At 43.9% G+C, this 6,223-nt stretch carries 4 protein-coding genes and 1 rRNA gene; 2 read left to right on the plus strand and 3 right to left on the minus strand.

Annotated elements, in window-relative coordinates; translation table 11 throughout:
- Positions 1 to 104 precede the first annotated feature (104 nt).
- Both RIG66_RS16655 and RIG66_RS16660 read right to left on the minus strand, forming a co-directional pair.
- Complete coding sequence (locus RIG66_RS16655; protein ID WP_446379892.1) at positions 105 to 1,286, minus strand: LamG domain-containing protein; 1,182 nt, start codon at positions 1,284 to 1,286, stop codon at positions 105 to 107.
- A gap of 86 nt (positions 1,287 to 1,372) precedes the next feature.
- Entirely contained in the window at positions 1,373 to 2,149 is a 777-nt protein-coding gene (locus RIG66_RS16660; protein WP_446379894.1) for a class I SAM-dependent methyltransferase, read from the minus strand.
- A 409-nt stretch (positions 2,150 to 2,558) separates the two neighbouring features.
- Between RIG66_RS16660 and RIG66_RS16665 the strand changes: the two genes are divergently transcribed.
- Positions 2,559 to 3,977: an adenylate/guanylate cyclase domain-containing protein gene (locus RIG66_RS16665; RefSeq protein ID WP_446379896.1), complete on the plus strand. Its 1,419-nt coding sequence runs from the start codon at positions 2,559 to 2,561 to the stop codon at positions 3,975 to 3,977.
- Positions 3,978 to 4,325: 348 nt separating this feature from the next.
- Entirely contained in the window at positions 4,326 to 6,038 is a 1,713-nt protein-coding gene (locus RIG66_RS16670; protein WP_446379898.1) for an adenylate/guanylate cyclase domain-containing protein, read from the plus strand.
- 69 nt (positions 6,039 to 6,107) lie between these two features.
- Here RIG66_RS16670 and rrf read toward each other — a convergent pair.
- Positions 6,108 to 6,223: ribosomal RNA gene (gene rrf, locus RIG66_RS16675) — 5S ribosomal RNA — on the minus strand; the annotation flags it as partial.

Raw genomic sequence — 6,223 nt, forward strand, 5'->3', positions numbered from 1 at the left:
TTCCCTTTATTTTTCCAATTCTATAAAACATCCCCCAAATACTACCAATTTCTCTGCGTCCCTCTGCGTTAAAAAACATCAGATTGGATATTACAAACTACTAATTACTTATGAATAAATCCCGATCGCGTCCCTTTCACTCCAACCTTGTGATAAACCGCTAATATCTCAGGTGCGGCTAGCGATCGATTAAACAGTTGTACATCACTCATCCTACCCTGAAAGAATCCCGGTGAACTCGGATGATCCGAACGCCGTCCCAATCGCAGAGGTTTAAAATTATTCAGCGAACCCTGTCGTCCCATAGGGTTAAACCGATTCCCCAACTCAATCCCATCAACATACCATCGTCCTCCATCCTTCGCATCTCGGTCAACGGTAACCATCAGATAATGCCAGTGATCATCAGCAATGAAGCACTGACTATCATAATTCGTCCAAGCTGACTCGATTCCATCCGCTAATTGTAAACCCAACCGACCTTTATGCAGATATAAACAATATCCTTGCACCGAACCAGAAGTTTCCACGCGCTTATCTAAAATCACTTCAAGTCCACGACGGCGAGTTTTAACACCCACACCAATCGAGAAATCCCCAACCCCAAAATTCAGGGCTGATCCATGGGGAATTTCCACATAGTCATCCCCATCAAATTGCAACGCACTCCCTAATCCTTGAGGTAGAACATATTCCACAAAGCGATAAGACTCCGAATTCACCTCATCGGGATGTCCCGCACCGCCTAATCCCGGCATTCGACCCGGAACCATCGTCACTGGTGTCGCCCCCTTAATTGTGCCATCATTTCCCCCCACACTATCCGCCGCGATGTCCCCTTCTTTTTCATCTAACCGCCACCAGGCGACTCGATTAGCCGGAACATAATGTTGAATGGCTTGTTGAACCCATGGTTGTTGCTTATTCCACAGGATTAAGAGTGCTGCTTGTCGTACCCGTGGGGATTCATCTTGAACAAAAGCGTCCTGCACTAAATTTAACCCCGCATCCCCATAGGCGATGGCTTCAGTCATAGCGGCTAAACGTTGTTCCACCACAGGAGAGGTTAAACGCATCCTCACCCCAGCAATACCACCTAAGACTACGCCTTTAGTTGGGGGTGGATTTTTACCGCCGAGAACGGCGTCATCCTTTTTTGGTCGGTGAGAATTCTTTGCCATCGCCCCTATTTCCCTATCCTCTTTAATAATGCCATTCTTCTCAGTGAGCGATCGCGCCATGGTTCGCGGAGTCATCAACGAAGTGAAGGAACACTCATGAAACATCTGGCTGTGTACCTCACTGACTTGAAAAGCGCTATAACGAAAGCTTCACGCCAACCGGGGGAGTCTCTACAACCTCTACTCCCCTGCTACCCTTTTCCTTCTGTCTTTTCTCCACCAAATACGGCTAACCCATAATATTTCCAAGGTACGGCTACAGATTCAAACCCAGCCGTTTTCAACATATCTAGATGGGCGGCTAATGTAACTAATTGATCCGGTTGAGAATAACCGTAAGGAATACTTTTACCTGTTTTCGTCCTGACTTCGGTTAACGTAGTTCCCTGTTTTACACACCATTCCTCGCGAATATGCTTATAGGTTTCTGACAAAATTGGTGATTCAGGAACAACCGGATCAGCATTCCAAAACACACCGCCAGGGTTAAGGCTTTCCCGAATTTTAGTAAACAGTTTTACCTTCATTTCATCGGTCAAATGATGAATAGCTAGAGAGGAAACACAAGCATCAAAACCCCCTCCCACCGATAACTGATGATTTGCCCAATCACCAAAATCTCCTTCGATACCTGTCCACTGTTGACGATATCCGGCTGTCTCTAGCTTGGCTGTGGCAAACTCTATCATCCGGGGAGAATAATCCACGCCGACGACTTGGACATCTCGATAGCGCTGGAGTACCTTGACACTCAATTCGCCCGTCCCACACCCCAAATCCAGTATACGTTTCGCCTGAGACGGGATACAGCGTGCGATCGCCTCTAACATTTCATCATAGCGTGGTAAGAGTTGCCGGATATACAGATCAAACTCCGCCGTCTTCGCAAAGACTTCTCCGGGGAATATGGAGTTGGGGATGGCTGAGTCTGGAGGAGTCTGGATTGGGTTGGTGGGATGAGAACTCACAAGCGTTGAGGATAACAACTACCATTGAGATTTTACCGAAGATATTTGGTTTTAGCGATCGCGTTGCGCCTTGAAGCATTAACGGCTGTTTTTATAGATTGATGGTGTCTTACAAAAATTGGCAATTAGGTAGGCATAGATACTATAATCATTATTTATCGAATTCTACCTTCTTTCTCAGGCAATTTTCAGATTAATGTGGCATACCTCAATCAGGAGGATAAAGTTCGTTCGTAGTCAGCACTTTAGTGCCTTACAATGCCAGAGCTGATGACAAACCTTTAGGTCGGTTTGTTGGTTGGCGTTATGCCAAGACACCTAACAAAATTTAGGCTAAAGCCCTTACTACAAACTTACTAACCAGGGTGATATCACAAGAAGTACGAAAATTTATTCCGGAAAAGTTTTGATGTCATCTCAATGGTTAAACCTATTTCCTTTATTTCAGTCTCGTTTATCTCAACGAATTACCCTCTGGGTATTTATCAGCCTTATTGTTATCGAAACGCTTATTTTAATTCCCTCTTATTATCGGCGTAAGCATGAACTACTCAATCAATTGGAAGACGTTTCCGGAGAAGTAGTTGAGAGTGTCGTGCGGTTGACGCAACAAAATATGTCCACGATTATATTTGACGAAAAAGTTGAACAGCTAACTCGTGGTTCTCAGGTTATTTTAGGCGTTACCATTTACCACGCAAATGGACAATTGATGGGAACATTTGGTGAATCACCAACCCTTACATTCGAGGATCTTCAACATGCTGATATCCAGCGCCTTCCTAAGTTACAGGATCAACGATATGATTTAGCTTGGTCAGCCCAACAACTAGGAAAACCCTACATAATTATTATTCGCCATGATGCGTCCTCGATTCAACCCAAGTTATACGCCTTTACCCTAAGAATTGCGGGTTTAGTATTGTTAATATCAGTGTTTGTTACCGGAACAACCATGTTAGTTTTAGGGAAAACCGTAATTGTCCCTATCCTACAACTTCGTCAAGACTTAATTGCCGCCGGAGAATCCATTAGCCACGATACGTTAAATCCCAATTTCTATGCTTTATCTGTTCAGCGCCATGATGAATTAGGTGATGTCATGACAGCTTTTAATCAGATGTTTCAGCGAATCTCCTGGGAAATTGCCGAACGCAAGCGGACAGCGGAAATATTGTGGGTTGAACAAGAAAAATCTGAGCGTTTATTGCTGAATATTTTACCGGAACCTATTGCGGGGCGATTGAAACAAAATCAAACTTGTATTGCTGATGGTTTTGCTGAGGTTACTATTTTATTTGCGGATATTGTTGGCTTTACCCAACTATCGGAACGAATCTCACCGACAGAATTAGTTAATTTACTCAATGAGATATTCTCAGCATTTGATCACCTGACCGAAAAGCATAGTTTGGAGAAAATTAAAACCATTGGCGATGCTTATATGGTTGCCAGTGGATTACCCAAACCACACCCTGATCATGCCGCCGCGATCGCAGAAATGGCGCTGGATATGCAACAAGAAATTCAACAATTCAATCAAAAGCATCATGCTGAACTCAGTATTCGCATTGGTATTAATACTGGATCGGTGGTAGCTGGCGTTATTGGCACGAAAAAGTTTATTTATGACTTATGGGGGGATGCCGTAAATACAGCTAGCCGCATGGAATCTCATGGAATTCCGGGTACAATTCAAGTGACAGCAGCGACGTATCAGCATTTACAGGATAACTATGTGTTTCAAGAACGGGGAATCATTCCGGTGAAAGGGAAGGGGGAAATGATGACTTATTTTCTGACCGCAAAAAAACGTCCGGATTCATAGCGTTATTTCGTGAAGATAAGGCAGAGGACAAAGCCCAGGAGACAGAAGATTAAGATGATTTGATTCGATGGTTAAACAGGAGTCAAGTATGAGCTACTCTTTTAGCCTTTATCTTCCTATCTTGACAATTAAATCCTTTGCGTCAATAGTAAAGCAGGGTGTCATCACAGTAAAACTGGTATTTTGAACTGTTCTGACAATTGATGAGTACAGCGCGGCGGAAATAAAGCAATTATTCAAAGTTACCGAAACGCTTGCCATGTAAGCCTTTTGAATCTTGAATTTCGTGACACCGTACTCATAGGTTCAGTCTCTTGTGCCAGGTTAATTAATGGAAGTGCTTGGCTGATGATTAAAACCGATACACCCTTATTGTCTAAGATTCATCGCTATATTCCCGTTGGGTTAACCCTTGCTGTGGGAATTGGACTGTCAATTGCCGCAACTGTAACGGCTGGGAAATGGGCAAACAACCAAACTCGCTCAGAATTGCAACAACAAACCGATAACCTGACAACCACATTCCAGCGTAAAATTGATGAATATTATTATATGGTTGTATCCTTGAGCGCGTTTCACGAAGCGTCTGATCAGGTGCAGCAAGATGATTATGAAGCGTTTACCCAGCATTTTCTTTCTATCCATTCAGGCATTTTGACTCTGGGTTGGCTTAAACCTGTGTCGGCTAGGGAACGCCCCAGTTATGAAGCACAGATGGCAGAAATGGGGTTTGCCAATTTTTCGATTTATGAATACCATCCCGTAAAAAAACAGGTTATCGCTAAGGCGCGTTCGGATTATTTTCCGATTACGTTTTCTCCGCAACAGGATGTCATTGGCTTTGATCTGGCGTCTCATCCCGTGGGTAAATCTCTACTGGAAAAAGCACGTATGACAGGACAATTAGTCGCCACAAGTAAGCTAAAGATACCTGGTAAACCGCCAGATAGTCTGACGATTTTACTACCGCTTTACCATAATGACATGCCTCACAATACACCTGAAACTCGCCGTCAGGCTTTTCGGGGTGCAATGATTGGGGTTTATTCTTTAGAGGAAATTATCACAACTTCACTGAAAGGGCTACAGATTGATACGCTGAATTTTTGCCTATCTGATCCGTCTTTACCCTCTCCAAAACGTTATCTGGCGCTGTATCAATCCCAGACAAAAACGGTTGAGATGAAGCCTGATCGATCATCTTGCCGTAACCATCTCATCTATACCCACCCAATTCAAGTGGCTGATCAGCAATTGTCACTCAGTTTCTGGGAAATACCACAAAATTCAGGTTGGGGAATTCCGCCTCTGGCTGGAGTAACCCTGTTGAGTGGCTTACTATTAACCGGAACATTAGTTCTGTATATTGTGCGATCGCTACATTACACGGCTGAGATTGAGGCAGAACGAGAAAAATCAGAACTCCTGCTGCTAAATATCTTACCCAAACCGATTGCCGATCGCTTGAAACAAAACCAGCAGACGATTGCGGATAGCTTCACGGAGGCGACAGTATTATTTGCTGATATCGTGGGGTTTACCCAGCTTTCGCAACGGATATCGGCAACAGAATTGGTAAAACTACTCAATGAAATTTTTTCCGCCTTTGATCAGCTTACCGAAACTTATGGGTTGGAGAAAATTAAAACCATTGGCGATGCTTATATGGTTGTCGGCGGATTACCCACACCCTGCGATAATCATGCCGACGCGATCGCGGATATGGCATTAGAGATGCAACAGCAAGTGGCTCAATTTAGCGCTAAATATGGTGAACCGTTTAAAATCCGAATTGGCATTAACACTGGACCAGTGGTTGCTGGAGTGATTGGCACAAAAAAGTTTATCTATGACTTATGGGGGGATGCCGTTAATACCGCTAGCCGCATGGAATCCCACGGAGTTCCTGGGGGGATTCAAGTGAGTGCCTCAACCTATCAACATTTGCGGGATAAATATCAGTTTGAAGAGCGAGGTACGATTCAGGTTAAAGGTAAGGGTGAAATGATGACGTACTTACTAAAGAACAGAAAAAAAGAAAAAACCATCGCCACAGACTAAACACAACACATTAAAAACAACCATAAAGCCCTCTTTTATTGAATAAAAGAGGGCTTTAAAAAAGAAGAAGTCTGGCATCGAGCTATTTTCCCAGGGGGCAACCCCCAAAGTATCTTCGCCGCAGCAACGTTTCACAGCCGAGTTCGGGATGGGTTCGGAGTGGAGCCATTGCGCCAGAGACACCA

The sequence above is a fragment of the Coleofasciculus sp. E2-BRE-01 genome (assembly GCF_040221695.1).
GTDB lineage: Bacteria > Cyanobacteriota > Cyanobacteriia > Cyanobacteriales > Coleofasciculaceae > Coleofasciculus.

Coding starts and splice junctions, on each gene's coding strand:
- RIG66_RS16665 (WP_446379896.1), top strand. CDS start 2,559: ATGTCATCTCAATGGTTAAACCTATTTCCTTTATTTCAGTCTCGTTTA.
- RIG66_RS16670 (WP_446379898.1), top strand. CDS start 4,326: ATGATTAAAACCGATACACCCTTATTGTCTAAGATTCATCGCTATATT.
- RIG66_RS16655 (WP_446379892.1), bottom strand. CDS start 1,286: ATGTTTCATGAGTGTTCCTTCACTTCGTTGATGACTCCGCGAACCATG.